At 73.1% G+C, this 24,905-nt stretch carries 23 protein-coding genes, 1 pseudogene and 1 riboswitch; of the genes and pseudogenes, 7 read left to right on the top strand and 17 right to left on the bottom strand.

Annotation, left to right across the window (positions count from 1 at the left end):
* Window positions 1–253: 253 nt before the first annotated feature.
* Complete coding sequence (locus tag C6376_RS22220) at window positions 254–823, top strand: hypothetical protein (RefSeq protein ID WP_319593919.1); 570 nt, start codon at window positions 254–256, stop codon at window positions 821–823.
* A 439-nt stretch (window positions 824–1,262) separates the two neighbouring features.
* Complete coding sequence (locus C6376_RS22215) at window positions 1,263–3,131, top strand: AAA family ATPase (protein ID WP_107445039.1); 1,869 nt, start codon at window positions 1,263–1,265, stop codon at window positions 3,129–3,131.
* A gap of 516 nt (window positions 3,132–3,647) precedes the next feature.
* On the opposite strand, the gene C6376_RS22210 is transcribed toward C6376_RS22215, so the two are convergent.
* From C6376_RS22210 to C6376_RS22170, 9 genes are all read right to left on the bottom strand, one after another.
* Window positions 3,648–4,733: a hemolysin family protein gene (locus C6376_RS22210; protein WP_107445038.1), complete on the bottom strand. Its 1,086-nt coding sequence runs from the start codon at window positions 4,731–4,733 to the stop codon at window positions 3,648–3,650.
* Window positions 4,730–6,055, bottom strand: coding sequence for a hemolysin family protein (locus tag C6376_RS22205; RefSeq protein ID WP_107445037.1), 1,326 nt, complete (start codon window positions 6,053–6,055; stop codon window positions 4,730–4,732). The genes C6376_RS22210 and C6376_RS22205 overlap by 4 nt, the downstream gene beginning before the upstream one ends.
* Before the next feature lie 204 nt (window positions 6,056–6,259).
* Window positions 6,260–6,727 (bottom strand): PH domain-containing protein, encoded by a 468-nt coding sequence (locus C6376_RS22200; protein ID WP_107445036.1) that lies wholly within the window; start codon window positions 6,725–6,727, stop codon window positions 6,260–6,262.
* A gap of 14 nt (window positions 6,728–6,741) precedes the next feature.
* On the bottom strand, window positions 6,742–7,590 hold the full coding sequence (hisG, locus tag C6376_RS22195; RefSeq protein ID WP_057583698.1) for an ATP phosphoribosyltransferase: 849 nt from the start codon (window positions 7,588–7,590) through the stop codon (window positions 6,742–6,744).
* A 70-nt stretch (window positions 7,591–7,660) separates the two neighbouring features.
* On the bottom strand, window positions 7,661–7,933 hold the full coding sequence (locus tag C6376_RS22190) for a phosphoribosyl-ATP diphosphatase (RefSeq protein WP_057583788.1): 273 nt from the start codon (window positions 7,931–7,933) through the stop codon (window positions 7,661–7,663).
* Window positions 7,934–7,967: 34 nt separating this feature from the next.
* The gene (gene ribH, locus C6376_RS22185; protein WP_057583696.1) at window positions 7,968–8,453 is read right to left on the bottom strand and encodes a 6,7-dimethyl-8-ribityllumazine synthase; all 486 of its coding nucleotides are present in this window, start codon (window positions 8,451–8,453) and stop codon (window positions 7,968–7,970) included.
* Between the two features lie 30 nt (window positions 8,454–8,483).
* On the bottom strand, window positions 8,484–9,773 hold the full coding sequence (locus C6376_RS22180) for a bifunctional 3,4-dihydroxy-2-butanone-4-phosphate synthase/GTP cyclohydrolase II (protein WP_107445035.1): 1,290 nt from the start codon (window positions 9,771–9,773) through the stop codon (window positions 8,484–8,486).
* Window positions 9,770–10,411, bottom strand: coding sequence for a nicotinamide riboside transporter PnuC (pnuC, locus tag C6376_RS22175; protein ID WP_107445034.1), 642 nt, complete (start codon window positions 10,409–10,411; stop codon window positions 9,770–9,772). Before pnuC ends, C6376_RS22180 begins: the two co-directional genes overlap by 4 nt.
* Complete coding sequence (locus tag C6376_RS22170; RefSeq protein WP_107445033.1) at window positions 10,408–11,016, bottom strand: riboflavin synthase; 609 nt, start codon at window positions 11,014–11,016, stop codon at window positions 10,408–10,410. Before C6376_RS22170 ends, pnuC begins: the two co-directional genes overlap by 4 nt.
* A 145-nt stretch (window positions 11,017–11,161) precedes the next feature.
* A riboswitch (FMN riboswitch) is annotated at window positions 11,162–11,292 on the bottom strand.
* A gap of 226 nt (window positions 11,293–11,518) precedes the next feature.
* Here C6376_RS22170 and C6376_RS46440 point away from each other — a divergent pair.
* The 3 genes from C6376_RS46440 to C6376_RS22160 all read left to right on the top strand — a co-directional run bounded on the left by C6376_RS46440 (window position 11,519) and on the right by C6376_RS22160 (window position 13,284).
* Entirely contained in the window at window positions 11,519–11,782 is a 264-nt protein-coding gene (locus C6376_RS46440; protein ID WP_319593917.1) for a sigma factor, read from the top strand.
* A gap of 69 nt (window positions 11,783–11,851) precedes the next feature.
* Window positions 11,852–12,424, top strand: coding sequence for a sigma factor-like helix-turn-helix DNA-binding protein (locus tag C6376_RS46435; protein ID WP_319593916.1), 573 nt, complete (start codon window positions 11,852–11,854; stop codon window positions 12,422–12,424).
* A 116-nt stretch (window positions 12,425–12,540) separates the two neighbouring features.
* Window positions 12,541–13,284 (top strand): SDR family oxidoreductase, encoded by a 744-nt coding sequence (locus tag C6376_RS22160; RefSeq protein WP_107445032.1) that lies wholly within the window; start codon window positions 12,541–12,543, stop codon window positions 13,282–13,284.
* Here the strand turns inward: C6376_RS22160 and C6376_RS22155 are convergent.
* Window positions 13,216–14,595 (bottom strand): ROK family transcriptional regulator, encoded by a 1,380-nt coding sequence (locus C6376_RS22155; protein WP_107445031.1) that lies wholly within the window; start codon window positions 14,593–14,595, stop codon window positions 13,216–13,218. The two genes, C6376_RS22160 and C6376_RS22155, sit on opposite strands and share 69 nt — an antisense overlap.
* Window positions 14,596–14,731: 136 nt before the next feature.
* Here C6376_RS22155 and C6376_RS22150 point away from each other — a divergent pair, with 136 nt between their 5' ends.
* Complete coding sequence (locus tag C6376_RS22150) at window positions 14,732–15,952, top strand: MFS transporter (RefSeq protein WP_107445030.1); 1,221 nt, start codon at window positions 14,732–14,734, stop codon at window positions 15,950–15,952.
* On the opposite strand, the pseudogene C6376_RS45345 reads toward C6376_RS22150, so the two are convergent.
* Window positions 15,918–16,016 (bottom strand): annotated as a pseudogene (locus C6376_RS45345) (acyl-CoA thioesterase); the annotation flags it as partial. The gene C6376_RS22150 and the pseudogene C6376_RS45345 sit on opposite strands and share 35 nt — an antisense overlap.
* A gap of 55 nt (window positions 16,017–16,071) precedes the next feature.
* Window positions 16,072–17,193 (bottom strand): glycoside hydrolase family 6 protein, encoded by a 1,122-nt coding sequence (locus C6376_RS22140; protein ID WP_107445029.1) that lies wholly within the window; start codon window positions 17,191–17,193, stop codon window positions 16,072–16,074.
* A gap of 143 nt (window positions 17,194–17,336) precedes the next feature.
* Here C6376_RS22140 and C6376_RS22135 point away from each other — a divergent pair, with 143 nt between their 5' ends.
* Window positions 17,337–18,050, top strand: coding sequence for a DUF5995 family protein (locus tag C6376_RS22135; RefSeq protein WP_107445028.1), 714 nt, complete (start codon window positions 17,337–17,339; stop codon window positions 18,048–18,050).
* A gap of 60 nt (window positions 18,051–18,110) precedes the next feature.
* Here the strand turns inward: C6376_RS22135 and C6376_RS22130 are convergent, their stop codons facing one another.
* The 5 genes from C6376_RS22130 to C6376_RS22110 all read right to left on the bottom strand — a co-directional run bounded on the left by C6376_RS22130 (window position 18,111) and on the right by C6376_RS22110 (window position 24,902).
* Window positions 18,111–19,808: an NAD(P)/FAD-dependent oxidoreductase gene (locus tag C6376_RS22130; protein ID WP_107445027.1), complete on the bottom strand. Its 1,698-nt coding sequence runs from the start codon at window positions 19,806–19,808 to the stop codon at window positions 18,111–18,113.
* Window positions 19,809–19,938: 130 nt separating this feature from the next.
* On the bottom strand, window positions 19,939–20,727 hold the full coding sequence (locus tag C6376_RS22125) for a carbon-nitrogen hydrolase family protein (RefSeq protein WP_107445026.1): 789 nt from the start codon (window positions 20,725–20,727) through the stop codon (window positions 19,939–19,941).
* A gap of 177 nt (window positions 20,728–20,904) precedes the next feature.
* Window positions 20,905–22,257 (bottom strand): MFS transporter, encoded by a 1,353-nt coding sequence (locus C6376_RS22120; RefSeq protein ID WP_107445025.1) that lies wholly within the window; start codon window positions 22,255–22,257, stop codon window positions 20,905–20,907.
* Window positions 22,258–22,321: 64 nt separating this feature from the next.
* Window positions 22,322–23,800, bottom strand: a complete 1,479-nt coding sequence (locus tag C6376_RS22115) for an HAD-IA family hydrolase (protein WP_107445024.1) — start codon at window positions 23,798–23,800, stop codon at window positions 22,322–22,324.
* 22 nt (window positions 23,801–23,822) lie between these two features.
* The gene (locus C6376_RS22110) at window positions 23,823–24,902 is read right to left on the bottom strand and encodes an ABC transporter ATP-binding protein (RefSeq protein WP_107445023.1); all 1,080 of its coding nucleotides are present in this window, start codon (window positions 24,900–24,902) and stop codon (window positions 23,823–23,825) included.
* Window positions 24,903–24,905: the final 3 nt, after the last annotated feature.

Raw genomic sequence — 24,905 nt, 5'->3', positions numbered from 1 at the left:
GTCTGGCCCACCGGCATCCGGCCCACCGAGGGCGGCGGCGGCCCCGTAGACTCACCCGCCACGGCGAAGCACCGCCGCACCGAAGCATCTCCGGGCCGAAACACCGCTGTACCGACGCACCACCACACCGAAGCAACGCCGCCACACCGAAGCAACCCCGCCGCCCCACGCCCCGTCGGCCTCGCGCACCCCAGGATCCGTCATCCGCCAGCTCGCCTCCCGGCTCCGCCGCCTGTCGCCGTCCTGCGGACCGGTGCGTCTGATCGGCGTCGACGGGCACGCCGGCTCGGGGAAGTCCACCTTCGCGGGACGGCTGGCACAGGCACTGGACGGCGCCCCGGTGCTGCACCTCGACGACATCGCGTCCCACGACGAGCTGTTCTCGTGGACCGGCCGTCTGCTCACCCAGGTGATCGAGCCCTTCGGCCGCGGCGAGAGCGCGCACTACACGCCCTACGACTGGCGCGCCCACCGCTTCGGCGCGCCCCGCGTCCTGCCCGCCGCCCCCGCCGTGCTGGTCGAGGGGGTCGGCGCGGGCCGCCGCGCCCTGCGGCCGTTCCTGGCGTGCGTGCTGTGGATGGAGGTACCGCCCGAGGAGTCCTGGACGCGCGGCCGGGCGCGCGACGGAGAGGAGCAGCGCGCGTTCTGGGACGAGTGGGTTCCGGCCGAGGTCCGCCACTTCGCCGAGGACCCGTCGCGGCCGCACGCCGCCTTGCTGGTACGGCAGTTGGGGCAGGGGTACGTGGTGCTGCCGGGGCCCGGGAAGAGTTCTGGTCCGGACCGCGATGTCACCCACCGTGAGGGACCACCCTCGGTGTGGTGAACTCGTGAAGACCCTCGCGTCCGAACTTCGCCAAGTGCTCCGACTCTGCTTGACCGGCGGCCCGGACAGGACTTACGTTCTCAATGCGCGGCGACCGCAGCCGCGCTCGGACGCGAAGCCCCCGGTTGTTCCCCCGTGACCGGGGGCTTCGTTCTGCCCGGAAGCCGTTCCCGGCTGGCTTTCCGGGCCGGACGCGAAGCGATCCGCTCACCGAGGGTCACCACGCGGTATGCGCCCCGTCTGCTCCCACCTCGTCGAACGGCCCGTGCGGCGCCCTACGGCAGGCACCCTTCCCGCAGGTACGATGCCCTCGGTGCGACCTGGACGGCTGCTGCGCGCACCTGGCAACTCCGGTCCGCGGCACAGCGGTTCGACCAAGGCAGCCGGCGGGCGACGACCCGGCGGCATACCGACGGGGGCACGGTCTGTGGGGGACGTGATGGACTTCGGCACACAGGGCCCCGAGGCCCCCGCCGACCTCGCCTGGCTTCGAGGCGTGGACGCCTACACCATGGGCGCCTATCCGCAGGCGGAGGAGGAGTTCCGTACCGCGGTGCGGATCGATCCCGGGATGGCCGACGGCTGGCTCGGACTGCACGCACTGCGCGTCGACACCACGACCGCGCTGCTGCGCATGTTCCGCCACCGCGAACGGTTCGGGGAGCAGCGCGCACGGCACCGCCGCACCCTCAACTCCTGGTACTGGCTGGGCTGGTGGGTGCAGCCGGTACTGGAGAGCCCCCGCGACCTGCTGCTCGCCCACGCCTCGCACTGGCTCGACGGCCGCCACGTGCCCGAACTGGACCGGGCCCTCGCCGGGCTCCCGCCCGTCGACACCGACCACCAGGTCCGCTTCCTGCACGCCTGTCGCGCGTACCTGGTGAAGGACTGGGAGCAACTCGTCCGGTACACCGACTCGCTGCTCGACGACCCGCTGCTGTGCATCGAGGCCGGCCTGTTCGGCGGGATGGCCCGGGTGCGCCTGGAGATGTACGGGCAGGCCGAGCCGCTGCTCTCGGCGGCTCTGATGCGCTGCCGCAGCGAGCAGCCGCAGCGCAAGGAGCTGCGGTACTGGCTGGCCAGGGCGCACGAGGGCACCGGCCGTTCGGCGGCCGCCCTCCCCCTGTACCGGGCGGTGCACCGCGTCGACGCCGCCTTCATGGACACCTCGGCCCGGCTCGCCGCCATCGCGGAGGGCGACGGATACGACGACACGGCGGATCTGGCGTCGATCACGCTCAGCGGGCTGGGGCAGGACACGGCGGACGGGCCGGACGGTTTCGACCCGCTGTTCGGCGCGGAGGGCCGAGACCTGCGGCTCGAGCCCTCGGACCTGCCGCCCGTCGTGCCCATGCCCTCGGTGACCGACCCGGCGGTGCGCGAGACGCACGCCGTCCGTTCCTCGTCACCGCTGCCGGCCGGTCCCACCGATCCCGCGTTACTCGAGGAGGCGCTCGCCGAGCTGGAGCGCATGGTGGGACTGGAGCCGGTGAAACGCCAGGTCAAAGCGCTCTCGGCGCAGCTCAACATGGCGCGGCTGCGGACCGGCCAGGGCCTTCCGGTCCAGCCGCCGAAGCGGCACTTCGTGTTCTCCGGCCCCTCCGGTACCGGCAAGACGACGGTGGCCCGCATCCTCGGCCGCGTCTTCTACGCCCTCGGCCTGCTGGGCGGCGACCATCTGGTGGAGGCCCAGCGGGCCGACCTGGTGGGTGAGTACCTCGGCCAGACCGCCGTGAAGGCCAACGAGCTGATCGACTCCGCCCTCGGCGGCGTGCTCTTCGTCGACGAGGCGTACTCGCTCTCGAACTCCGGTTACGGCAAGGGCGACGTGTACGGCGACGAGGCATTGCAGGTGCTGCTGAAACGGGCCGAGGACAACCGGGACCACCTGGTGGTGATCCTGGCCGGCTATCCGGAGGGCATGGACCGCCTCTTGACGGCCAATCCCGGGCTGTCCTCCCGTTTCACGACCCGTGTCGACTTCCCCTCCTACCGTCCCCTCGAACTCACCTCCATCGGAGAGGTGCTGGCCGCGGAGAACGGCGACGCGTGGGACGAGGAGGCGTTGGACGAGCTGCGCTCGATCGCCGGTCACGTGGTCGACCAGGGCTGGATCGACGAGCTCGGCAACGGGCGTTTTCTGCGCACCCTGTACGAGAAGAGCTGCGCCTACCGGGACCTGCGTCTGTCGGCCTATCCGGGCGCGCTGACCCGGGACGACCTGGCGACGCTGCGCCTGCCCGACCTGATGCAGGCGTACGGAGAGGTGCTGTCCGGGCGGGGGCCGCAGGACCCGTCGGCGACCTGACGCATCCCGCCCGCGCACTCCGCTCGGGCCCACCCCGCTCTGGCCCCCCTGGACCCGCACCGCTGCGGATCGCCGCGCCGATGCCGGCCGCCGGGGACACGCGCGTCCTCGGGCCCGGTACGGCTCTCCCGGACCCGGGGAGCAGCTCGCCCGGCGGGTGTCCACTGCCCGGTCGGCAGGACCACCGGGGAGCACGGGCCCGCCGAGCCGGACGGCCCGTCGGCTGCCGAGACGGTCGCCGTACTGCTCGCCAGGCCGTTCCGGTCGTCGACCCGCAGACGCACCGGGCCGGGCCGATCCGCCGGCCCGGTGCGTCTGCGGGCGATCGGCTCGCTCCCCGGGCCGGCCGGCAGACCGCCCCCGTCGTCGGCCTAAACGATCCACCAGCCGTGACGACCCACCACGCCGGGACGCCACCGCCCGGGAACGCTGGTCCGGCCGGCGACGCGTGCCGGCCGCGTGGTCGGCGCCGTCTGCCGGACGCGCCCGGCCGGATCGCCGACCGCCGGGCGCCGGTCAGCTCGCCAGGGCCTCCTCCGGCTCGTCGCTCGCCCTCGGCTCCGTCAGCCGCACCTCGGGAACCTCGCGGTGTGCGGGGTCGGTGACCTCGCCCACCAGCAGTTCCAGCACGTCCTCCAGGGCGACCAGGCCGAGGACCTTGCCGGAGGCGTCGGCGACCTGCGCCAGATGGGTCGCCGCCCGCCGCATCACGGTCAGCGCGTCGTCCAGCGGCAGTTCGGAGCGGAGCGTCGTCATGGGACGCCACAGCTGCTGCGGCACCGCCCGCTCGGAGTCCTCCTGGTCGAGGACGTCCTTCACATGCAGGTAGCCCATGAAGGCGCCGGTCTCCGCGGCCACGGGGAACCGGGAGTAGCCGGTTCGGGCGGTCAGCTCGACGATCTCGCCCGGGGTGACCGCCGGACTGACCGTGACCAGGGACTCGCGCCGGAGCAGGACGTCGGTGACGGGACGGGAGCCGAGCTCGAGGGCGTCCTCCAGGCGCTCCTGCTCCTCGGGGCCGAGCAGACCGGCCTGGCCGGAGTCCTCCAGCAGACGGTTCAGCTGCTCGCTGGTGACCACGGCCTCCACCTCGTCCCTGGGCTCGACGTGGAAGAGCCGCAGGATGCCGCGGGCGCAGGCGCCGAGCGCGACCGTGATCGGCCGGCACAGCCGGGCGAAGGCGACCAGGCCGGGGCTGAGCCACAGCGCGGTCTTCTCCGGTGCCGCCATGGCGAGGTTCTTCGGAACCATCTCGCCGATCACGAGATGGAAGAAGACCACGGCCGCGAGGGCTATGACATAGCCCAGCGGGTGGATCATCCCGTGCGGAAGGTGGACCCACTCGAACAACGGCTCCAGCAGCTCGGCGACGGTCGGCTCGGCGACCGCGCCCAGGGTGAGGGAGCAGACGGTGATGCCGAACTGGGCCGCCGCCATCATCTGCGGCAGCCGCTCCAGCCCGTAGAGGACCTGGCGGGCCCGCGCGGTGCCGAGCGGCTCGATCTGGCTGCGGCGGACGGAGACGAGCGCGAACTCGGCACCGACGAAGAAGCCGTTGGCGAGCACGAGCAGCGCGGCGAAGACGAGCTGGAGGGCGCTCATCGGGAGACCTCCACGACCTGACCGGTGCGCACCAGCCGGACCCGTTCGGCCCGGTAGTGGCCGACCCGGCGCACCGAGAGCCGCCAGCCGGGCAGCTCCGTCCGGTCGCCGACGGCGGGAATGCGGCCGAGCAGGTCGGCGACGAGCCCGGCGACCGTCTCGTACGGTCCCTCGGGGACCTCGAGGCCTATGCGCTGGAGGGTGTCGACGCGGCAGCTGCCGTCCACGTCCCAGGCGGGCCTGCCCTCCTCGGGCGGGGCGGCGGCGAGTTCGGGGGAGTCCTGACCGTCGTGCTCGTCGCGGACCTCGCCGACGATCTCCTCGACGATGTCCTCCAGGGTGACCACTCCGGCCGTGCCGCCGTACTCGTCGACGACGACGGCGATGGGCTGCTCGCTGCGCAGCCGGGCCAGCAGGGGCTGGACCGGCAGCGTCTCCGGGACCAGCAGGGCCGGGCGGGCGATGCGGACGACCGGAGTGCGCAGCCGGTCGTGGACGGGGACCGCCAGGGCGTCCTTCAGGTGGACCATGCCGACGATTTCGTCGATCTTCTCGCGGTAGACCGGGAACCGGGACAGGCCGGTGGCCCGGGTCAGGTTCACCACGTCCTCCGCGGTGGCCGTGGACTGCAGGGCGCTGACCTTCACGCGCGGGGTCATGACGTGCTGCGCGGTCAGTTCCGCCAGGGAGAGCGTCCGGACGAAGAGGTCGGCCGTGTCCTGTTCGAGGGCGCCGGCCTGGGCCGAGTGGCGGGCCAGCGAGACGAGCTCGCCGGGGGTCCGCGCGGAGGCCAGCTCGTCGGCGGGTTCGACGCCCAGGGCCCGTACCAGGCGGTTGGCGACGGTGTTGAGGGCGGCGATCACCGGCCGGAAGAGGCGGGCGAAGACGTGCTGCGGGCCCGCGACGAAGCGCGCGACCTGCAACGGCTTGGACACCGCCCAGTTCTTGGGCACCAGTTCGCCGATCACCATCTGCACGGCGGACGCCAGCAGCATGCCGACGACGACGGCGACCCCGGAGACGGCGCCCTCGGGGACGCCGATCGCCGTGAACGGGCCGCTGAGCAGCTCCGCGAGCGCCGGTTCGGCGAGCATGCCGACGACGAGGGAGGTGATGGTGATGCCCAGCTGGGTGCCGGAGAGCTGGAAGGACAGTTCCTTCAGCGACTCGACGACCGTGTGGGCCCGTCTGTCGCCCTCGGCGGCGGCCCGCTCCGCGTCCGGACGCTCGACCGTGACAAGGCCGAACTCGGCGGCGACGAAGAAGCCGTTGGCGAGGATGAGCAGGAACGCGGCTGCCAGGAGCAGCAGGGGGGTGGTCATGATGCCGCCGCCTCCGAACCAGGTCGGGTGGGGGCGGCGCAGGTACTACAGGACGAACCGTCCATCGCCGGAGGGAGTCACTCCTCGGGTAGCAGGAACCCCTGTGAGCCCGGCAGGGCACAGCAGGGGCGGGGGCGGGGGGTGCGCCTCCGTCACCAGATTAATCAAGACAGGGGGTTCTGCGGCAGGGCGGCGGGCCCCGAGTCAGCCCTGATCTTGCTCGGGGGGCGTCTCGGGGTCGCGGATCGCGTGTGCCTCGGCGAGCGCCCGGAGCGCCCGCGCGTCGCGGATGGCCTGCTGCTTGTCGATGCCGGGCTGGATGCCGAGCACGGGCAGGCTGGTGCCGTCGCTGAGGTTCAGGAACACCCACGGATCGCCCGGTCGGAGGTTCACCTGGAGGATCTCCGCCCAGGCCAGACGCCTGGTGCTGGCGATGTTCACCACGGTGACGCCGGAGTCGTCGGCGTTCACCCGCACGCGGGCCAGCTGGGCCAGCACCCAGAAGATGAGGGCTCCGGTGACGATGAAACTGAGCTGCTCCCCCGGCCCGAGCTGCTCCAGCAGCATCGCGACGGCGGAGATGACGAGGAAGATCGCCACTCCGGCCGTGAGCAGCACCACACGGGTGCGGCCGGGCCGGAAGACTACGGGGAGGGCAGGCAGGTCGGACATGTTCCCGGCGGAGTTCAGAGGCGGCAGGCGTGGATGGCCGTGGTCAGGATGGCGCGGGCGCCGATGTCGTAGAGGTCGTCCATGATCCGCTGGGCCTCCTTGGCGGGGACCATGGCGCGGACGGCGACCCAGCCCTCGTTGTGCAGCGGGGAGACCGTCGGCGACTCCAGGCCCGGGGTCAGCGCGACGGCCTTCTCGAGCTGCTCGACGCGGCAGTCGTAGTCCATCATCACGTACGTCCGGGCCACCAGGACGCCCTGCAGGCGGCGCAGGAACTGCTGCACCTTGGGCTCCTCGGCGTCCGCGCCGGTGCGGCGGATCACGATGGCCTCGGACTTCATGATGGGCTCGCCGAAGACCTCCAGACCCGCGTTGCGCAGCGAGGTGCCGGTCTCGACCACGTCGGCGATGACCTCGGCGACGCCCAGCTCTATCGCGGTCTCGACGGCGCCGTCGAGGTGGACGACGGAGGCCTCGACACCGTGGTCGGCGAGGTGGCCGGCCACGATGCCCTCGTAGGAGGTGGCGACCGTCTTGCCCTTGAGGTCCTCGACGCCGGTCGCCGCGCCGGGCTTGCCGGCGAAGCGGAAGGTGGAGCGGGCGAAGCCGAGCGGCAGGATCTCCTCGGCGTCCGCGCCGGAGTCGATCAGCAGGTCACGGCCGGTGATGCCGATGTCGAGGCGGCCGGAGGAGACGTAGATCGCGATGTCGCGGGGGCGGAGGTAGAAGAACTCCACCTCGTTGACCGGGTCGACGATCCGCAGTTCCTTGCTCTCCCGGCGCTGCTGGTAGCCGGCCTCATGCAGCATGTCCCCCGCAGGGCCTGACAGGGAACCCTTGTTGGGGACGGCGATGCGCAGCATGAGGTCGGCTTCCTTCGCGTGGAACGGGAAAGGTGGAACGGGAAAAGGGACGGTGTGCGGGAATGCGGTTCTACAGGTGGGCGTAGACGTCGTCCAGCGAGATTCCGCGGGCGACCATCATCACCTGGACGTGGTAGAGGAGCTGCGAGATCTCCTCCGCGGCCGCCTCCTTGCCCTCGTACTCGGCGGCCATCCACACCTCGGCGGCCTCTTCGACGACCTTCTTGCCGATGGCATGGACGCCCTTCCCGACGAGTTCCGCGGTACGGGAAGTGGCGGGGTCGCCGCTGGCGGCCTTCTGCTGGAGCTCGGAGAAGAGCTCCTCGAACGTCTTCTTGGACATGGTGGTGCCCACCCTAGCCGTTCTTCCGGTCCGCCTACCGCCAGGGTTCGGATACTGAACGGAGGGTGGCCGCGGTCGCCACCGCCGCCGTCACCGCCTCGTGGCCCTTGTCCTCGTTGGAGCCCTCGATGCCGGCCCGGTCCAGGGCCTGCTCCTCGGTGTCGCAGGTGAGGACGCCCATACCGACGGGCACCCCGGTCTCGACGGACACCTGGGTGAGGCCCTGGACGACGCCTTGGCACACGTACTCGAAGTGCGGTGTCCCGCCGCGGATGACGACGCCGAGGGCGACGATCGCGTCGTAGCCCCGCCCGGCCAGCACCTTGGCCACCACCGGCAGTTCCCAGCTGCCGGGGACCCGCAGCAGGGTCGGCTCGTCGATGCCGAGGTCGTGCAGGGCGCGCAGCGCGCCGTCGACCAGACCGTCCATCACCTTCTCGTGCCACTGGGCCGCGATGACGGCGACCCTGAGGTCACCCACATTGCGTACGGACAGCTCCGGTGCGCCCTTGCCGCTCACGTTCTCGTCTCTCCTCGGTGCCGGTCGTGCTTACTGGTTGCCGCAGGGGGACACGGGGGCCGCGTCCAGCCAGGGCAGGTCGTGTCCCATCCGGTCCCGCTTGGTGCGCAGGTAGCGGATGTTGTGCTCGCCCGCCTGGACGGGCATCGGCTCGCGCTCGATGACCTCGATGCCGTGCCGGACGAGCGCCTCGCTCTTCTCGGGGTTGTTGGTCATGAGGCGGACGCTGCGCACGCCGAGGTCCTGGAGGATCTGCGCCCCGGCCCCGTAGTCGCGGGCGTCGGCGGGCAGGCCCAGCTCCAGGTTGGCGTCGAGGGTGTCGTGGCCCTGTTCCTGGAGTTCGTACGCCCTCAGCTTGGACAGCAGGCCGATGCCCCGGCCCTCGTGCCCGCGCAGGTAGACCAGCACGCCCCGGCCCTCGCTCTGGATGCGTTCCAGGGACGCGTCGAGCTGGGGGCCGCAGTCGCAGCGCAGGGAGGCGAAGACGTCGCCGGTGAGGCACTCGGAGTGGACGCGGACCAGGACGTCCTCGCCCTCGCCGATCTCACCGTGGACCAGGGCGACGTGCTCGACGCCGTCGACCGTGGAGCGGTAGCCGTACGCGGTGAACGTGCCGTGCACGGTGGGCAGTCGGGTCTCGGCCTCGCGGCGGACCGTCGGCTCGGCGCTGCGCCGGTAGGCGATCAGGTCCTCGATGGAGATGATCGTCAGGCCGTGCTTGCGGGCGAACGGGATCAGTTCGGGCAGTCGCAGCATCCGGCCGTCCTCACCGGCGATCTCGACGATCGCGCCGGCCGGGCGCAGCCCCGCGAGACGGGCGAGGTCCACGGCGGCCTCGGTGTGGCCGTTGCGGGTCAGCACGCCGCCGGGCTGGGCGCGCAGCGGGAAGACGTGGCCGGGGCGCACGAAGTCGGCCGGCCCGGCGTCGCCGCTCGCCAGCAGACGGAGCGTGGCGGCGCGGTCGGCGGCGGAGATGCCGGTGGTGACGCCGTGGGCGGCCGAGGCGTCCACGGAGACCGTGAACGCGGTCGTCATCGACTCGGTGTTGTCGTCGACCATCTGCGGGAGCTTCAGGCGCTCCAGCTCGTCGCTCTCCATGGGGGCGCAGATCAGGCCGCGGCACTCGCTCATCATGAAGGCGACGATCTCCGGCGTCACCTTCTCCGCGGCGACGACGAGGTCGCCCTCGTTCTCGCGGTCCTCGTCGTCGACGACCACGATGGGGCGGCCGGCCGCGATGTCGGCGACGGCCTGCTCCACGGGGTCGAGGCTGAGGTCTTCCAGGCCTTCGGTGCTGTACAGGATCGGTGCCGTGCTCATGCCGGCGCTCCTTCCAGAGCGGGTTGCGAGGCCTTGCGGGACCGCAGCCACCAGTCGCGCATGCCCCACAGGACGAGCGCGCCGTAAATGACGTAGACGAAGCCTGAGAAGGCGTAGCCGTTGGCGAAGTTGAGGGGGACGCCGACGACGTCGACGAGGAGCCAGGCGATCCAGAACTCGACCATGCCGCGCGCCTGGGCGTACATGGCGACGATGGTGCCGACGAAGATGTAGGCGTCCGGCCAGGGGTCCCAGGACAGGGACGGGTTGGCCTTGAAGAGGAGTGCGACGGCCACCGTGCCGAGGGCGGCGGCGCCGATCATGGCCGCGCGCTCGGGCCAGGTGGCGAAGCGGGGGGTGATCTGGCCGTCCGCCGACCGTCCCTTGCTGCGGTTCCACTGCCACCAGCCGTACAGGGCGACGACCATGACGACGACCTGCTTGCCCGCGCTGCCGGCGAGATGGCCGTAGAAGGCGACGAAGAGGACGAGCCCGGAGAGGAACTGCACCGGCCAGGTGAGCAGTGAGCGCCGCCAGCCGAGGGCGAGAGTGATCAGGCCGAGGATGTTCCCGATCATGTCCGACCAGATGATGTGCTGGTCGAACGCGACGAACGCCTCGGAGTTCAGCCAGTTCACCTGCCCGCTCCCTGCTGTGTGGTGGCCAGCAGGCGCTCGACGTACTTGGCGACGATGTCCACCTCGAGGTTGACCGGGTCGCCGGGCTGCTTGAGGCCGAGGGTGGTCAGCGCGAGGGTGGTGGGGATGAGGCTGACGGTGAAGTGGTCCAGGCCGGCCTCGACGACCGTGAGGCTGATGCCGTCGACGGTGATGGAGCCCTTCTCCACGACGTACCGGGTGAGTTCGGCGGGGAGGGAGACCTTGACGATCTCCCAGTTCTCGGACGGCCTGCGCTCCAGCACCGCGCCGGTGCCGTCGACGTGTCCCTGCACGATGTGCCCGCCGAGGCGCGCGCCGACGGCGGTGGGGCGTTCGAGGTTGACCCGGGAGCCGACGGCGAGTGCGCCGAGGCTGGATCGGTTCAGGGTCTCCGCCATGACGTCGGCGGTGAACTCGTCGCCCTCGTGCTCGACGACGGTGAGACAGACCCCGTTCACGGCGATGGAGTCGCCGTGCTTCGCGCCGTCGGTGACGACGGGGCCGCGCAGCCGGAAGCGGGAGGCGTCGCCGAGATTCTCGACGGCGGTGACCTGACCCAGCTCTTCGACGATTCCGGTGAACACTTCCCGGGTCCTCCTGCCTCATAGGGCACGGACTCCGGGGCCTGTCGATGACGACAGCAGGTACGGACAGCGGCTTCGGGACGACGCCGGACAGACTCGTCCATCGACGAGTGCCTGTATGACGACGCGCACGAATGCCCGCCCGCCGCGCACTGCCTCCCATCCGGACTTTAACCGTCGGTCCAGGAATTTCACCTGGTCAACCGGCCGCTGGAAGCGGACGGGTCGCGGACTATAACCGCCGGTTCGGACTTTCACCGACCCCGGAGTGCGCTGCTTTTGGTACAGGGTCAGTGTGCCACGGCCGGTGGGCGTCCATACAGGTGAAGGGTGTGGGTTGGCTCACAGGGCGTCATCCCTCCGCCCGACACTCCATTGGTCCATACCTATTGACGGATTGGTCTAGTCCTTTCTAGGCTCGAGCCGTACGGCCCGGCGGCGGTGACGACGGCCCTTGCCCGCCGCCGGGCCCCCACTCCGGCCGCTCTGCCAGGGTGGCCCCATGGAGCAGGGTGATCCCAGGACGACCGCGGGCGCCGACGAGTTCGAGGCCCACCGGTCCCGGCTGTTCGGGCCGGCCTACCGGATGCTGGGCTCGGCCCATGAGGCCGAGGACACGGTGCAGGGCGCCTACCTGCGGTTCAGCGGAGCCGACCGTGCGGGCGTCGCGCACCCCGCGGCCTGGCTGGCGAAGACCGTGACCCGCCTGTGCCTGAACCGGCTCACCTCGGCCCGCGCCCGGCGCGAGACGTACGTCGGGCAATGACTGCCGGAACCGGCCCTCACCTCGGACGGCACACTCGGCCCCCTGGAGTCCGCGGAGCAGCGCGAGGCGGTGTCGCTGGCGATGCTGGTGCTGCTCGAACGCCTCACCCCGCAGGAGCGGGCCGTGTACGTGCTGCGGGAGGCGTTCGCCTACCCGCACCGGGCGACGGCCGAGGTCCTCGCCCTGAGCGAGGCCCACTGCCGTCAGCTGCACCGGCGGGCGGTGCAGCGGTTGACGTCGGCGCGCCCGCGCTTCGAGGCCGCGCCCGCACGCCGGGCGGAGCTGGTCGCCTCGTTCGTGAGGGCGGCGCGGGACGGCGACCTGCGGGCGCTGGAGAAGGCACTCGCCGCCGACGTCGAGTGGTGGAGCGACGGCGGGGGCCGGGTGAAGTCGGCCCTGCGGCCGATCCTGGGCCGCGAGAAGGTGCTGCGTTTCCTGGACGCCGGGTCCCGGACCTTCGCGGCCGGGTTCTCCTGCACGGTCGTGGAGCTCAACGGCGCGCCGGGCGCACTCGTCCACGGCGGCGGCGAGCTCATCGCCACGCTCGGCTTCGAGAGCTCCGGCGAGGAGATCACTGCAGTGCAGGTCATGATGAACCCGGACAGACTGAGATTCGTGGGCCGTCAGCTCGGCCGGATGTAGCGCGCATGCGCGCAGCGGTTGCGCCGGCGCTGTCACATTCCGCGGGGGCCGGCCGGTCTGTGCTGCCGGAGGACGTTCCGGTCGGGAGCGTCCGCTGTCCGAAAGGGCTGAACACTATGAGCACGATCCTGGTGACCGGCGGGACCGGAACCCTCGGCAGACTCGTCGTGGAGCGGCTGCGAGCGGGCGGGCACGAGGTGCGGGTGCTCAGCCGGCACGCCGAACCGTACGCCGTCGACCTGCGCGAGGGCGGCCCAGGCCTGGACGCCGCCGTGACGGGCGTGGACACGGTCGTGCACTGCGCGAGCTCGCCGCGCGGCGGCGACGAGCGGGCCGCCGCACACCTGATCGCCGCGGCACGCCGGGCCGGGGTGGAACACCTGGTGTACATCTCGATCGTCGGCGTGGACCGGGTGCCGTACGGCTACTACCGGGCGAAGCTCGCCGTGGAGAAGCTCGTGGCGGAGTCGGGGATCGGCTGGACGGTGCTGCGCGCCACGCAGTTCCACGACCTGCTGGTCCAGGCGTTCCAGGCGCTCGCCAAGGTTCCGGTGATGCTGCTGCCCGCCCGGGTGAGCGACCAGCCGGTGGCGGTCGGGGAGGTCGCCGACCGGCTCGCCGAGCTGGCCGCCGGGGCGCCCGCCGGGCGGGTCGACGACATGGGCGGCCCCGAGGTGCGCACGGCCGAGTCGCTGGCCCGCGCGTTCCTGAAGGCGAGTGGCAGGCGGTGCGCGGTGGTGAACGTACCGCTGTGGGGCGCGGCCTACCGGGGTTTCCGCTCCGGTGGCCATCTAGCCCCGGAACGAGCCGTGGGCAAGGGCACGTTCGAGGACCATCTGGCCACGCGCGTCCGGCGCTGAGTCCCGGGGCGCCTCGGGGCTGCCGGCCGCCACCGTCGCGAACAGGTCCTCCTGGGCGGTTTCCCGCGCGGTGAGCAACGCCCCGCGCAGCACCGCGCCGCCGCCCAGCACGCCGGGGCGCACCTCGGTGGGCAGCGGGGCCATGCGCCGCAGCCGCCGTGCCACCCGGTCGGCCAGCACGTCCCCGCCGGCCTGACCGACCTCGCCGCCCAGCACCACGCAGCCCGGGTCGAGGACGGCGACGACGGAGGCCGCGCCGAGGGCCAGCCGGTCGGCGAGGGCGTCGAGGAAACGCGCGGCGGCGCGCCGCACGGCCCCTTCACCCGCCGGCCCGGCTGCCGCGGACCCCGCCTCCCCCGCCGGGGACGCCGGTTCCCCGGCGTGCTCCCCTTGCGTGCCTTGGGTCCCGCGCACCGCGGCCACCGCCGCCCGCACCAGGGCTGCGGCCACCGGTTCCTCGGTGTGCGCTCCGTGCGTCAGACCGAACGTCTCCGCCAGGCCGGCGATCGCCGCGGAGCCGGCCAGGGAGTGGAAGCCGCCCTCGCAGTCGGTCGCCGAGGGCAGTCCGCTCGTGCCGGGGACCGGCAGGAAACCGATCTCGCCGGCCCCGCCGGAGGCGCCCCGGCGCAGGGTTCCGTCCAGGACGAGTGCCGCGCCGGTGCCGTGGCCCAGCCACAGCAGGACGAACGTGTCGCGGTCGTGGGCCGCGCCCTCGCGCTGCTCGGCCAGCGCGGCCAGGTTGGTCTCGTTCTCGATGTGCGCGCGGGCCCGCGGGAACCGGTCCTGGAGGGCGGCGACCAGGCGGCGGTGCCACTCGGGCAGGCCGCTGGAGTCGCGCAGCTCACCGCTCGCGGGATCGATCAGGCCGGGCGCGCCGATGCAGAGGGTGTGCAGCCGGTCGGCGCCCGCCTCGGCCGCCACGCGTTCGACCAGCGCGACCGCTTGTTCCACGGCCGTTCCGGTGCCCGTTTCGCCGCCGATCGGCACCGAGGCCTCGGCGAGCACCCGGCCCACCAGGTCGGAGACCAGCACGGCGACGCCCTCCGTCCGCACGTCCAGCGCGGCCAGTTGCGCGCGGTCGGCGACGATGCCGTAGAGCTTGGCGTTCGGCCCCCGGCGCTGCTCGCCGGCCTCTCCGACGACCTGGATCAGTCCGGCGGCGGTGAGCCGTTCGACGAGGTCGGCCACCGAGGGACGGGACAGGCCGGTGAGCTGTTTCAGCTGCCCCGCCGTCAACGGGCCCTCGCGTTGCAGCAGCCGCAGGGCGAGCCGGTCGTTGATGGCCCGGGCTGTGCTCGGGGTTGCGGGCATGGCGGGAATCCTCCCACGGCCGAGGGGGACCCGGTCGGCGGGCCGACCGGAAGCACTCTATTTATCAGGCAGGGTCCCTGATAGTTTACGTCGGCGGTGCGCGGGCGCCGCCGACGGGAGCCGGGAGGGCGGGAGAATGAGCGGAGTGGGCGACGTGGTCTGCACACCGGCGGAGGTGAAGCACGCCCGGTACGCCGTGGCGGCCGTGTTCACCGTGCACGGCGCCGTCACCGGGTCCTTCGCCACCCGGGTGCCCTGGATCCAGGACCACGCCGGCGTCTCCACCGGCCAGCTCGGGTTCGCCCTGGCCTTCACCGCGTTCGGCGCGGCCTGCGCGATGCCGCTGGCGGGCTCGGTCACCCATCGCTTCGGCAGCCGTACGGCCATGCGCGGGCTGCTCGCGCTGTGGACGCTGTCGCTCCTCCTGCCCGCTCTCGCCCCGAACCTGCTGACGCTGTGCCTGGCGATGTTCGCCTACGGCGCGGCCGCCGGCATGGCGGACGTCGCGATGAACGCCCTCGGGGTGGAGGTGGAGCGGCTGCTCCACAGATCGGTCATGTCCGGGCTGCACGGCATGTGGAGCGCGGGCGCCCTGATCGGCTCGGCCGGCGGAACACTCGCCGCCCACCTCGGCGCGGACGCCCGCGTGCACCACGCCCTGGCCGCGGCGGTTCTCACCGTGCTCGGACTGCTGGCCTGCCGGTGGGTACTGGACATCCGGCCTGCGGCGGGCGAGGACCCGCCCCCGCGGTTCGCGCTGCCACCCCGCTCGGCGCTGCTGATCGGCGCCGTCGGCTTCTGCGCGGTGTTCGCGGAGGGCGCGAGCCTGGACTGGTCGGCGGTGTACCTGCGCGACCGGCTCGAGTCGTCGGCCGGGCTCGCGGCGGCCTGCACGACCGGCTTCATGCTCACGATGGCGGTGGCACGGATCGCGGGAGACGCGGTGGTCAACCGGTTCGGCGCGGTGCGCACGGTACGGGCGGGCGGGGTGCTGGCCGCGCTCGGCGGGCTGCTGATCGTCGTCGCCGGTCGTCCGGCGGTGGCGATCGGCGGGTTCGCACTGATGGGGCTCGGCATCGCGGTCGTCGTGCCGCTGTGCTTCGCCGCGGCCGGCCACAGCGGCCCGAACGCCACTCAGGCCATCGCGGGCGTCGCGACGATCACGTACACCTCCGGACTGATCGCCCCGAGCCTGATCGGCGGGGTGGCTCAGGCGACCAGCCTCACGGCGTCGTTCGTCGTGGTGACCGTGCTGGCGTGCGGGCTGGTGGCCTTCGCGGGCGTGCTGCGCGGCGGAGAGCGGACGGGCGGGGAGGTCGGTCCGCCGACCGCAGCAGTGCCCGGCCCCCGGCCCTGAGGGTCTCGCTCCAGGACGCGGGACGCATGGTCGCGGCGTCCAGCCGGACGAGGACCCGGGCGCCCCCTTCGCGCCCGCCCGTCTCAGAACCCGGCGGCCGCTGCTGGACGCGCCGGCGGTTACGACGACGCCAGCTCATAGGCGTACGCAGGGCTGAACTCGCCCGCCGCCCCCTTGCAGCCGTCCGACTCCCCCGGCAGCTTCACCCACAGATAGGCGTCGATCCGGGCCTGCCCGGTGTCGAAGGTGGGCGCCCTGCCGATCCTGCGGCCGTCCGGGTCGCACCACTGGCCGTCGGCCGGCGCGCCGTTGCCGTTGCGGCTCGTGTCGATGACCGCGCCCAGGCCCGCCGGACCGCCCAGCGCGTCCAGCACCCGGCGCACGTAGGCGGCCTCGTCGGCGGTGCCGCGGAAGTTGGACACGTTGCTGAAGATCCCGTCGGAGGACGCGGTGGAGGCGGCACCGGCCTGCTTCAGCAGCGCGGCCTGCTCCGCCGGCGGGTTCCAGTGGGAGTGGCCGGCGTCGTAGTAGACACGGGCCGACGGGTTCGCCGCCTTCAGCACACGTCCCGCGCGGGCCAGGGCGGCGAAGCGGTCGGCCCGCGCGCCCGCGTCGAGACAGTCGGCCTGGGCGATCGAGTCCGGCTCCAGGACGACGACCACGTCGCGGGAGCCGAGCCCGGCGGCGAACCGGTCGATCCAGCCGGCGTAGGCGTCGGTGTCGGGCGCTCCGCCCTCGGAGGCGCCGCCGCAGTCGCGGTCGGGGATCGCGTACGCCACGAGGACGGGGACCCGGCCCTGGGCGGCGGCACCCGAGGTGACCGCGCGGACCCGTGCGGCGATCGTGCCGGGCGCGTAGTCGGCGAACCAGACCGCGGCCGGCCGGTTCGCGATCCGGGACTCGATGACGGGGGTGCGCGGGTCCGCCGGGTGGGCGCGGACCCAGTCGAGGACCTGGGACTCGGAGTGGCGGTACAGGCCGGTGGACGCGGCCACCGCCCGGGGCTCGCGCACGGCTCGGCGGTCGGCCGAGGGAGCCGGCGTCGCGGCGGGCGGCGCGGTGGAGGGCGCCGCGGAGGCGGACGGGGAGGGCGGCGGGGAGGGGGACCGCGGCGTCGCCCCGGCACGCGGCCGGGCGCCGGCGGTGTCACGGCCATGGCCTCGATCGCCACCGTCGCCGAGCGCGGTCACCATCCCGGCCGCGGCGCCGAGGGCGACCACGGCCGAGGCGACGGCGACCACGACGGCGCGCCGGCCCGACCGTCGCTGACATACCCCTGACACGGTGCTGTTCCCCCTCCCGCGCGACGGGCCCGTTCCCCCGTTCCGGGGAAGCGTCGGGCTCGCCGGCACGCGGGCCAGCCTAGGACTGCCACCCTGCCCCCATGCCGCAATTGGAACAGTTCACCGCTCCCGTCGACGCGGGGGTCGGCCCGGCCGGCCCGAGCCTCGACGGCGTGCTCGCCCGGATGCGCGCCCTCGACGCGGGCCTGCCCGCGCGCGACGGGGTCGCGGTCTTCAACCGCGTCTACCTCGCGGTGACCGAGGAGGTCGGCCGGCGCATCGACCGGGGCCGCTTCCCCGACCCGCAGGCCGCGATCACGCTGGACGTACGGTTCGCCGAGCGTTACCTGGACGCGGTGGATCCGGCGACCGGCGACCGGCGTCCGCCCGCCTGCTGGCGCCCGCTGCTGCAGTTCCGCCGCCACCCCGGCGTACGCCCGCTGCAGTTCGCGCTCGCGGGCATCAACGCGCACATCGGGCACGACCTCGCGCTCGCCGTCGTGGACGCCTGCCGTAGCCTCGGCTGCGAACCGGCCGAGCTGGAGGACGAGTTCGACCGCGTGGGCGATCTCCTCGTCTCGCTGGAGGAGCGACTCCGCGAAGAGCTGATGCCGGGCCCCGATCTGCTGCAGATCGCCGATCCGCTCACCCATCTGCTCGGGGCCTGGAGCCTGGAACGCGCCCGGGACGCCACCTGGACGGCGGCCCGGGCGCTGTGGGCGCTGCGCCGGCTCCCCGACGTGGCCGTGGAGTTCACCGAGCGGCTCGACACGGCCGTCGGCTTCGCGGGACGGATGATGCTCACCCCGCTGTGAGGCGCACCGGCGCGCGGCGCGCCCTGGAGGCACGCCGGTGGAGGCACGCCGGTGAGGGACTCAGTCCTCCGGGAGCTCCACGGGTGCGATCTCGTCGTACACGTCGCCCGGGCCCGGGTTGGTGGCGTCGGTCGCCCCGCCGAAGTGGTGCATGACGCCCCAGACCGCGTTGAGCGCGGTCTGCACGGCGCCCTCGGCCCAGCCGGCCGTCCAGGAGATGTCGTCGCCGGCGAGGAAGACGCCCCGCTTGTCCTCGGGCAGCCGGTCCTGCATGAAGTGGGTGAACAGTCGCCGCTGGTAGCGGTAGTGGCCGGGCAGGTTGGCCTTGAAGGCGCCCATGAAGTAGGGCTCGTTCTCCCAGGACACCGTCACCGGGTTGCCGATGACGTGCTTCCTGATGTCGACCTTCGGGTAGATCTCGCCGAGCGACTTCAGCATGACCTCCATCCGCTCGTTCGCGGACAGCGGCAGCCACTTCAGGCTGTCGTCGCACCAGGTGTACGAGAGGCAGATGACGGCGGGCCTGTCGGGGCCGTCGTCGAGCAGGTACGTCCCGCGCGTCATGCGGTCGGTGAGGGTCATCGACATGACGTCCCGGCCGGTGGTCTCGTCCTTGTCGAGCCAGAACGGCCGGTCGACGGGTACGAACAGCTTGCTGGACTCCATGTAGTGGGTGCGCTCGATCGCGGTCCAGTGGTCGATCGGGAAGAGCGAGTCGTCACAGGCGATCTTCGACAGCAGCATCCAGGACTGGGCGGTGAAGACCGCGGCCCGGTACGTGCGGATGTCGCCGTCGGCGTCGGTCACGGTGATCCGGTCGCCCGCGGTGCGGTGCAGCCGGGTCACGGCGGGTCGCGGCTCGCCGCCCTGGTGCAGCGAGCTGAGCGAGGTGCCGTACGGCCAGTGGACGATCTTCTCCGGTTCGCGTTCCCACAGGCGCAGCGGCAGTTGCTGGGAGCCGCCGACGATGCCGCGGTGGTGGTCGTCGGCCTCGGTGTAGACGACGCGCAGGATCTCCAGGATGGAGTTCGGGAAGTCGGTGTCCCAGCCGCCGGTGCCGAAGCCGACCTGGCCGAAGATCTCCCGGTGGCGGAAGGACTTGAACGCCTCGGAGTCGCAGAGGAATCCGTAGAAGGTCTGGTTGTCGAGCTTCTCGACGAGCTTCGCCCAGATCTCGCGGATGCGCGTCACGTCCCGCTCGCGCATGGCCCGGTTCATGTCGGAGAAGTCGGCGCCCTCCTCGATGCACGCGCTCCAGGCCGCGGCGACGTCGCGGTAGACCTGCGGCAGGTCGTCGATCGTCTCTGCGTAGTGCGACTCGCCCTTGAGGTCGACGACCGTCGAAGGGGTGGCCTCCGCGAGGGGGTTGGGGAACGGCCGGGTCTCCAGCCCCACCAGGTCGATGTAGTGCTGGAGCGCCGTGGAGGACGGCGGGAAACGCATCGCGCCCATCTCGGCGGTCAGGGAGGGGTCGCAGCCCTCGAAGCCGACGGTGCGCAGTCGTCCGCCGATCCGGTCGGCCTCGTAGACGACCGGCTTGAGCCCCATCTTCATCAGCTCGTACGCGGCCACGATGCCGGACAGCCCGCCGCCGATGACGGCGACCTCGGCGCCGTGCTCGGTCGCCGGGATCTGGCCGAGGCCCGCCGGATGTGCGAGGAAGTCGTCGTAGGCGTACGGGAAGTCCGGACCGAACATGGTGATCGGCGGCTGCTGCTCGTCTGCGTGCTCGACGGCGTTGGGCACGGTGGACGTCATGGGGTGCGGACTCCTTGCGGCAAAGATGAGCGGAGGTGTGCGGCGTTCGGGGTGCGGCGCCGCCGGTGCGGCGTCGGGGGTGCGGCGTCGGGGGTGCGGCGTCGGGGGTGCGGCGTCGGGGGTGCGGCGGTCAGACCAGGGACCCGTAAAGACCGGGGCGGCGGTCCCGCAGGTAGGGGTTGGCCTCACGGGAGGCGGCGAGGGCGACCGGGTCGGCGTCGGCGAACACCAGTTCCTCGGCGCGGCCCGCACGCGCCCGGGCGATCCCGTCGGGACCGGCCAGGGTGGAGAGTCCGACGAACTCGAACTCCCCTTCCCGGCCTACCCGGTTGACGTAGGCGACGTACATCTGGTTCTCGAAGGCACGCACCGGGATCATCGACTCGGCGACGAACTGGAAGGGATGCATCTGCGCGGTCGGCACGACGAGCAGGTCGGTGCCGGCCAGCGCGTGCGCCCGCACGTTCTCCGGGAACTCGACGTCGTAGCAGATCAGGAGGCCGACGGTGAGGCCGTTCAACTCTGCCTGGGCGACGGGCTGCGCGCCCTCGGTGAAGTGGTCGCGCTCGAAGCAGCCGAAGAGGTGGGTCTTGCGGTGGTTCGCGAGGCGGCCGCCGTCGGCGGAGATCAGCTGGACCGCGTTGTACACGGTCTCGCCGGAGCGCTCCGGGTAGCCGTAGGCGATCGCGATGCCGTGCCGCGCGGCGGTCTCGGCGACGGCGACCGCGCAATCGCCGTCGGCGGGCTCGGCGAGACGGGCGACGTCGTCGCCGATGGCGTACCCGGTGAGGAACATCTCCGACGTGACGAGCAGCCCGGCGCCCGCGGCGGCGGCCCGGTCCGCGGCCTCGTCGAGGACCTTGAGGTTCTCGACGACGGAGCCGGGGCGTCCGGAGCTCTGGAACAGGGCGGTGCGCATGCGTGATCCTCACCGGGCGGAAGGGGGTTGTGGGGGCCACCTAGACGGTACGGGCGGCCGCGCGGACCGGACAAGAAGGAGCCGTTGCGCGACGGTGAGCGGTTCGTTGCGTGCGCGACGGGTGAGGCGGCGATTCGTTGCGCGCCTCCCTCTCGCCCGCACCCGACGACCGGGCGCTCACTCCCCTCTCCCCCGGCCTCGCAGCACCGCACTCGCCCGCCTCCTCCGGCGGTCCCGCGACAGCGCGCTCGCCGCCCTCCGCCGCCGCCTGCCCACCGCCAGCGCCGTGACCAGATACGGCAGCGCGCACAGGGCGAACACGATGCCGTGCGGGAACCGCGCGCCCAGGACGCCGTACGCGCCGTACACCGCGACGGTCACCAGCTCGGTGCCCAGTCCGGCGATCGAGGTCAGGGTGGCCCGTGCGGCGCCTTCGATGCGCTGCTGGAGCCGGACGTCGGCCAGGACGGTCGCCGTCTGGAAGCCGCCGAAGGCGAGGCCGACGAGGGCGATGCCGGCCTGCGCGCCCGTCAGCGCGCCGGCCGCGAGGGCGAGCGCGGCGCCCGCGAGGACCGCCGCCAGACCGGTGCGGCCGAGGCGCTCGGCCGCACCGGCCAGCAGGCTGCCCGCCGTCACCCCGGCCCAGACCGTCATGAGCAGGTACGGGACGGCCGCGTCCGCCGCCCCGGTCTCCCTGACCAGCAGCGGGGTGTACTCGTCGAGCGCGCCCCACACCGCGGTGACGGCCGGGACGAGCAGCAGGGCGCCGAGAAGGGGACGGTCCCGGTGGAGTCCGGCCAGTCCGGAGAGTCCGGTGCGCAGCGTCCGGGTCCAGCCCTCGTCGCGCCGGTCCCCGCCGGCGTCCGTGCCCTGGTCCCCGCCCTCACCCACGCCGGGCGTCTCACTCACGCCCGACGCCTCACCGCCGCCGGGGCCCTCACCGTCGAGGCCCCCGCCGCCTACGGCGTCGCTCCCGGCGGGCGGCCGGGTGCGGTGCTCCGGGAGACAGGCCGCCGTCGCGGCGCAGAGCAGGCACGCCAGCACGCTGGCCGCGCCGACGGCCGGGTATCCGCCGGCCGCGAAGACCGGGCCGGCCAGACCCGTCGCCGCCATCACGGCCCCCTGGCCCACGGCGTGCGCACGCCCCATGACCCCGGCGTACCGGTGGGCGGCGCCGGCCCGGTCCAGTTCCTCGTAGACCAGTGCCTCCAGCGCGCCGGAGCCCAGCGCGCCACGGGCTCCCCACAGGACGAAGCCGGCCGCGAAGGCCCAGTACGAGGGGAACAGCACCCACAGCGCGAAACCGGCCGCGCCCAGCAGCGGGCCGGTCCACAGCAGCAGCCGCCGGGAGACGGCGTCCGCCAAGGCGCCCGAGGGCACCTCGAGCAGGACGCCGGTCAGCGACCACAGGACGAAGAGGGAGGAGATCTGCCCGACGGACAGCCCGGCGTCCGCGAACAGCAGCGCGTACACCGGATACAGGAGCACGAACTCGTCGAGGAACGCGTACGCGTACAGCGTTGCGGTCAGTCGACGGACGCCGGAGCCGGTCGTGGATCAATGTCGCCAGGTCATGCCGTCGATGGTAGGCGGCTCACGTCCTTTCGCCCACCGGTTTTCCGCAGACCGCCGCGGGGGTGATCGCGAAGGTGGTGATCACCGCGGCGTGGTCGGAGGGCCAGTCGTTGTCCTCGACGTCCGGCCAGGGCCGGTTGCCGCCGGTCACCAGGGTCCGCGAGTCGAGCACCCGCAGACCGCGGTGGAACACGAAGTCGATCCGGTCCTGCGGTTCCGGTCGGCCGCTGCCGTCCTCGTGCTCGGCGTGCACCGGGGACCAGGTGTGACCGGGCTCCCGCACGGGGTCCGGGTGCGCCTCGCGGTAGGAGTCGGCGAAGCCCGCCTCCTCGGCGGCCCTCGTCACCGGCCACGGGACGTCCGCCCGGTCCAGGTGGGAGGGGCAGTTGAAGTCGCCGACGAGGACGACGGGACGTTCCGGGCCCTCCCCGACCCGGCGCAGGGCGTCCCCCAGCCGCGCGAGCCGGCCCTCCTCGTGCGCGGTCAGGGCGTCCGCGGTGAGCCCGTCGAAGGCAGCCTCGTAGGGCCCGTAGGGCGCGCAGTCCAGGTGGACCGTCCACACGTCCACCTCGCCCCCGAGGACGCGGATCCGGGCGCCCGCCGCACCGTAGAAGCCCACGTCGGGGTCGCCGAGCCCGGCCGTGATCGGGTGGCGGCTGACGATCCCCAGGTTCTCCCCGGCCCGGTGGCAGTGCCAGCCGAGGGCTTCGGCGAGCTCCTCGGCGGCGCCGCCGTACGTCTCCTGGAGTCCGACCACGTCCACGTCGGCCTCGGTGAGCACCTTGAGCTGCTTGGCCCGGTGGTCGCGGACCTCGGTTCCCCCGTGCCAGAGGTTCCACGTCATGACGCGGAGCCGGTGCGGGAGCAGCGAGCGGAGCCGGTCGGGGGTGACGCCTTCCAGACCGGCCACGACGGTCCGGCCGGGGGCCGGGGCGATCGGCGCGAGCGACGGCACCGCGAGCACCGCGCACCCGGCCGCCTCGGCGGAGGCCACCCCGGTCTCGGTGTCCTCGACGGCCACACAGGCCGCGGGGTCGACGCCGAGGGCGGCGCAGGCCGCGAGGTAGGGGTCGGGGGCGGGCTTGGTGTGCTCGGTGTCGTCGGCGGTGACGGTGACGGCGAACCGGCCCGCGCCGAGCGCGTCGAGCACGAGGTCGGCGACGGCCCGGGGCGACGCGGTCACCAGTGCCGTCGGGACGCGCTCCCGGGCCAGGGCGTAGAGCAGGGCGAGCGCGCCGGGACGCGGCACGACGCCGGCGCGCACGCGGTCCGCGAACTCGCGGTGCAGCGCCTCGGCGAGGCCCGCCGCCGGCCGGCCCGTGCCGACGGCCAGCCAGCGGGCGGTGTGTTCGACGGGGCGGCCGAGCACCTGCGGCCGGTCCGCCTCGGTCAGCGGCCGTCCGGCGACCCGCTCCACCGCCTCCCACCACAGCCGCTCGGTGTCGACGAGCGTGCCGTCCATGTCGAACAGGGCGGCCTGGAGCGGGATTCGGGTCACGGTTTCCTCTTTCGGCACGGGATCAGGAAGTACGTTCGGCGACGAGCACCGGGCGGTCCGGCAGCGACACGGTCACCGTCGTCCCCGCCGCGAGCCCGGCGGCCTCGTGGGCGGGCAGGTCGGCCTTGACCTCGGTGCCGTCGGCGAGGCGCACGGTGAGCCGGACGGCCGCGCCCAGGAAGGAGCCGGCGACCACGCGCGCGTTCCCGGCGTCCTCGGCCCGTACCCGCACCGCCTCCGGCCGCACCAGGACGTCCACCTCGGTCACGGCCGGCACCCGGCCGTCGACGGGCAGCCGACGCCCGAGCACCTCGACGCTGCCGCCGTCCAGGTGTCCCGGGATCCGGCTCGTCGTGCCCACGAACTCGGCGACGAAGGCCGTGACGGGCCTGCCGTACAACTCGGCCGGGGCAGCGCACTGTTCGAGCCGCCCGGCGTGCATCACGGCGACCCGGTCCGCCATGGACAGGGCCTCCTCCTGGTCGTGGGTGACGAACAGGGTGGTGATGCCGAGCTCCTGCTGGAGCCGCCGGATCTCCTCGCGGAGGGTCAGCCGCACCTTGGCGTCGAGCGCGGAGAGCGGCTCGTCCAGCAGCAGGACCCGCGGGCGCAGGGCGAGCGCACGGGCCAGCGCGATGCGCTGCTGCTGACCGCCGGAGAGCTGGTGCGGGAACCGGGCGCCCTTGTCGGCGAGGCCCACCAGGTCCAGCAACTCCGCGGCCCGCGACCGTCGTTCGGAGCCGCGCACCTTGCGCATCCGCAGCCCGAAGGCCACGTTGTCGAGCGCGTCGAGGTGCGGGAAGAGGCTGTACGACTGGAAGACCATTCCCGCGTCCCGGCGGTGGGCCGGGACCCGGGTGACGTCCTCGCCGTCGACGAGCACCGCACCGGAATCGGGGTGCTCGAATCCGGCGAGCACCCGCAGCGCGGTGGTCTTGCCGCAGCCGGAGGGGCCGAGCAGGGCGAGGAGCTCACCCGGGCGGACGGTGAGATCGAGGCCGTCGAGGGCGACGGTCGGACCGAACTCCCTTCGCAGCCCCCGGAATTCGACGGTCGCCGCCTGCTTCGCGGCCTTCGTCGCTGTCGTGTCGAGCACGGTCATGGT

The organism is Streptomyces sp. P3 (genome assembly GCF_003032475.1).
Lineage (GTDB): Bacteria > Actinomycetota > Actinomycetes > Streptomycetales > Streptomycetaceae > Streptomyces.
Note: the sequence above shows the minus strand (reverse complement) of the source record. Positions and strands in the feature narration are given on the sequence as shown.

What these genes read in the sequence shown, in the direction of transcription:
- C6376_RS22135 (WP_107445028.1), top strand. Translation starts at nt 17,337, where the DNA reads ATGCCGCAATTGGAACAGTTCACCGCTCCCGTCGACGCGGGGGTCGGC.
- C6376_RS22210 (WP_107445038.1), bottom strand. Translation starts at nt 4,733, where the DNA reads ATGAGCGCCCTCCAGCTCGTCTTCGCCGCGCTGCTCGTGCTCGCCAAC.
- C6376_RS22200 (WP_107445036.1), bottom strand. Translation starts at nt 6,727, where the DNA reads ATGTCCGACCTGCCTGCCCTCCCCGTAGTCTTCCGGCCCGGCCGCACC.
- hisG (WP_057583698.1), bottom strand. Translation starts at nt 7,590, where the DNA reads ATGCTGCGCATCGCCGTCCCCAACAAGGGTTCCCTGTCAGGCCCTGCG.
- C6376_RS22190 (WP_057583788.1), bottom strand. Translation starts at nt 7,933, where the DNA reads ATGTCCAAGAAGACGTTCGAGGAGCTCTTCTCCGAGCTCCAGCAGAAG.
- C6376_RS22205 (WP_107445037.1), bottom strand. Translation starts at nt 6,055, where the DNA reads ATGACCACCCCCCTGCTGCTCCTGGCAGCCGCGTTCCTGCTCATCCTC.
- C6376_RS22110 (WP_107445023.1), bottom strand. Translation starts at nt 24,902, where the DNA reads ATGACCGTGCTCGACACGACAGCGACGAAGGCCGCGAAGCAGGCGGCG.
- C6376_RS22160 (WP_107445032.1), top strand. Translation starts at nt 12,541, where the DNA reads ATGAGCACGATCCTGGTGACCGGCGGGACCGGAACCCTCGGCAGACTC.
- C6376_RS22130 (WP_107445027.1), bottom strand. Translation starts at nt 19,808, where the DNA reads ATGACGTCCACCGTGCCCAACGCCGTCGAGCACGCAGACGAGCAGCAG.
- C6376_RS22180 (WP_107445035.1), bottom strand. Translation starts at nt 9,773, where the DNA reads ATGAGCACGGCACCGATCCTGTACAGCACCGAAGGCCTGGAAGACCTC.
- C6376_RS22155 (WP_107445031.1), bottom strand. Translation starts at nt 14,595, where the DNA reads ATGCCCGCAACCCCGAGCACAGCCCGGGCCATCAACGACCGGCTCGCC.
- C6376_RS46440 (WP_319593917.1), top strand. Translation starts at nt 11,519, where the DNA reads ATGGAGCAGGGTGATCCCAGGACGACCGCGGGCGCCGACGAGTTCGAG.
- C6376_RS22125 (WP_107445026.1), bottom strand. Translation starts at nt 20,727, where the DNA reads ATGCGCACCGCCCTGTTCCAGAGCTCCGGACGCCCCGGCTCCGTCGTC.
- C6376_RS22215 (WP_107445039.1), top strand. Translation starts at nt 1,263, where the DNA reads ATGGACTTCGGCACACAGGGCCCCGAGGCCCCCGCCGACCTCGCCTGG.
- C6376_RS22150 (WP_107445030.1), top strand. Translation starts at nt 14,732, where the DNA reads ATGAGCGGAGTGGGCGACGTGGTCTGCACACCGGCGGAGGTGAAGCAC.